The organism is Chryseosolibacter histidinae (assembly GCF_018598225.1).
Classification (GTDB): Bacteria; Bacteroidota; Bacteroidia; order Cytophagales; family Cyclobacteriaceae; genus Chryseosolibacter; species Chryseosolibacter histidini.
The window spans coordinates 1-3,275 of sequence record NZ_JAHESF010000089.1; the positions used below are offsets into that span (position 1 = coordinate 1).

The following is a 3,275-nucleotide window of genomic DNA, read 5'->3' on the forward strand; positions in this document are numbered from 1 at the left end:
TTCACAGTCACCGTTACCGTGTTGTTCATCTCTGTATCACAACCTGTAGCAGTGGTGATGGCCAGTACATTGAAGGTGGTGCTCGCCGTCAGATTGCCTGTCGGAAGGTTGATCAGTCCACCTGTGCCTGCCACCGGTGAGCCGATCGCTATGTCACCCGCATCGTTACGGAGCTGGTAAGTGACACCGCTTTGGCTGCTGGCGATCTGGATGTTGGTTGAAGTACCGTAGCAGATATTGGGAGCTGCGGCTGTCAACGTAAGACCTGTCGGAACCGGATCAACGGTGATGCTTACGGTTTTCTGTGACGTACACACTACACCGAAGTTATCCGTAACCGTTACTGTGAAGTTGTAGATCGTCTGGCTCGTGATGTCCGGAGGTGTGAAAGTCGGGTTGGCGACGTTCGTGGCTGACAAGCCCGTTGCAGGTGCCCACGAGTAAGTATATCCTGAGCCTACTGTTCCTCCCGTGGCCGAAGCAGTTAGCGTTGCAGTCTCATCCTCACACAATATATAGTCACTTGATACCGCCGATGCTGTGAGCTGGGAGTTCACGGTTACCGTAACGGTGTTGTTCATCTCTGTATCACAACCTGTAGCAGTGGTGATGGCCAGTACATTGAAGGTCGTGCTCGCGGTCAGGTTGCCTGTCGGGAGGTTGATCAGTCCACCTGTACCTGCCACCGGGGAGCCGATCGCTATGTCGCCCGCATCGTTACGGAGCTGGTAAGTAACACCGCTCTGGCTGCTGGCGATCTGGATGTTGGTTGAACTACCATAGCAGATATTGGGAGCTGCGGCTGTCAACGTAAGACCTGTCGGAACCGGATCTACAGTGATGCTTACGGTTTTCTGTGACGTACACACTACACTGAAGTTATCTGTAACGGTTACTGTGAAGTTGTAAATTGTCTGACTTACAATGTTCGGAGGTGTGAAAGTCGGGTTAGCGACGTTCGTGGCTGACAAGCCCGTTGCAGGTGCCCATGAGTATGTATAGCCTGAGCCTACTGTTCCTCCAGTAGCTGAAGCCGTCAGTGTTGCGGTCTCATCCTCACACAATATATAGTCACTTGATACCGCCGATGCTGTGAGCTGTGAGTTCACGGTTACCGTAACCGTGTTACTCATCTCTGTGTCACAACCTGTAGCTGTAGTGATGGCCAGTACATTGAAGGTGGTGCTCGCGGTCAGATTGCCTGTCGGGAGATTGATCAGTCCACCTGTGCCTGCTACCGGGGAGCCGATCGCTACATCACCCGCATCGTTACGAAGCTGGTAAGTGACACCAGCCTGGCTTCCCGCGATCTGGATGTTGGTCGAGGTGCCGTAGCAGATGTCGGGAGCGGCGGCGGTCAATGTAAGACCTGTCGGAACCGGATCAACGGTGATGCTTACGGTTTTCTGTGACGTACACACTACACCGAAGTTATCCGTAACGGTTACTGTGAAGTTGTAGATCGTCTGACTTGCAATGTTCGGAGGTGTGAAAGTCGGGTTGGCGACGTTAGTGGCTGACAAGCCCGTTGCAGGTGCCCACGAGTATGTATAACCTGAGCCTACTGTTCCTCCAGTAGCTGAAGCCGTCAGTGTTGCGGTCTCATCCTCACACAATATGTAATCGCTCGATACCGCCGATGCCGTGAGCTGTGAGTTCACGGTCACTGTAACGGTGTTGTTCATCTCTGTATCACAACCTGTGGCAGTGGTGATGGCCAGTACATTGAAGGTGGTGCTCGCGGTCAGATTGCCTGTCGGAAGGTTGATCAGTCCGCCTGTGCCTGCTACCGGGGAGCCGATCGCTACATCACCAGCATCGTTACGGAGCTGGTAAGTAACACCGCTCTGGCTGCTGGCGATCTGGATGTTGGTTGAAGTACCATAGCAGATATTGGGAGCTGCGGCTGTCAACGTAAGACCTGTCGGAACCGGATCTACTGTGATGCTCACGGTTTTCTGTGACGTACACACTACACCGAAGTTATCCGTAACAGTTACGGTGAAGTTGTAGATCGTCTGACTTGCAATGTTCGGAGGTGTGAAAGTCGGGTTGGCGACGTTCGTGGCTGACAAGCCCGTTGCAGGTGACCACGAGTAAGTATATCCTGAGCCTACTGTTCCTCCCACTGCAGAAGCGGTTAGTGTTGCGGTTTCGTCTTCACACAATATATAATCACTTGATACCGCCGATGCCGTGAGCTGTGAGTTCACAGTCACCGTTACCGTGTTGTTCATCTCTGTATCACAACCTGTAGCAGTGGTGATGGCCAGTACATTGAAGGTAGTGCTCACGGTCAGATTGCCTGTCGGGAGATTGATCAGTCCGCCTGTGCCTGCTACCGGGGAGCCGATCGCTACATCACCCGCATCGTTACGGAGCTGATAAGTGACACCGCTTTGGCTGCTGGCGATCTGGATATTAGTTGAGGTGCCGTAGCAGATATTGGGAGCTGCAGCCGTCAATGTAAGACCTGTCGGAACCGGATCTACTGTGATGCTTACGGTTTTCTGTGACGTACACACTACACCAAAGTTATCCGTAACCGTTACTGTGAAGTTGTAAATTGTCTGGCTTGCAATGTTCGGAGGTGTGAAAGTCGGGTTTGCGACGTTCGTAGCTGACAAGCCCGTTGCAGGTGCCCATGAGTAAGTATATCCTGAGCCTACGGTTCCTCCCACTGCAGAAGCGGTTAGTGTTGCGGTTTCGTCTTCACACAATATATAATCACTTGATACCGCCGATGCTGTGAGCTGGGAGTTCACGGTTACCGTAACCGTGTTATTCATCTCTGTATCACAACCTGTAGCAGTAGTGATGGCCAGTACATTGAAGGTGGTGCTCGCAGTCAGATTGCCTGTCGGAAGGTTGATCAGTCCGCCTGTGCCTGCTACCGGGGAGCCGATCGCTATGTCACCAGCATCGTTGCGAAGCTGGTAAGTGACACCGCTCTGGCTGCTGGCGATCTGGATATTGGTTGAAGTGCCGTAGCAGATGTTAGGAGCTGCAGCTGTCAACGTAAGGCCCGTCGGAACCGGATCAACGGTGATGCTCACGGTTTTCTGTGACGTACATACTACACCGAAGTTGTCTGTAACGGTTACTGTGAAGTTGTAAATTGTCTGGCTTGCAATGTTCGGAGGTGTGAAAGTCGGGTTGGCGACGTTCGTAGCTGACAAGCCTGTTGCGGGTGCCCATGAGTAAGTATATCCTGAGCCTACTGTTCCTCCCACTGCAGAAGCGGTTAGTGTTGCGGTTTCGTCTTCACACAATAT

At 52.5% G+C, this 3,275-nt stretch carries 1 protein-coding gene; it reads right to left on the minus strand.

Translation table 11 applies throughout. The features are described from left to right. The coding region (locus KK083_RS32260; RefSeq protein WP_254170286.1) for a hypothetical protein at window positions 1-3,233 on the minus strand (3,233 nt) is incomplete at its 3' end. Between the last annotated feature and the right edge of the window lie 42 nt (window positions 3,234-3,275).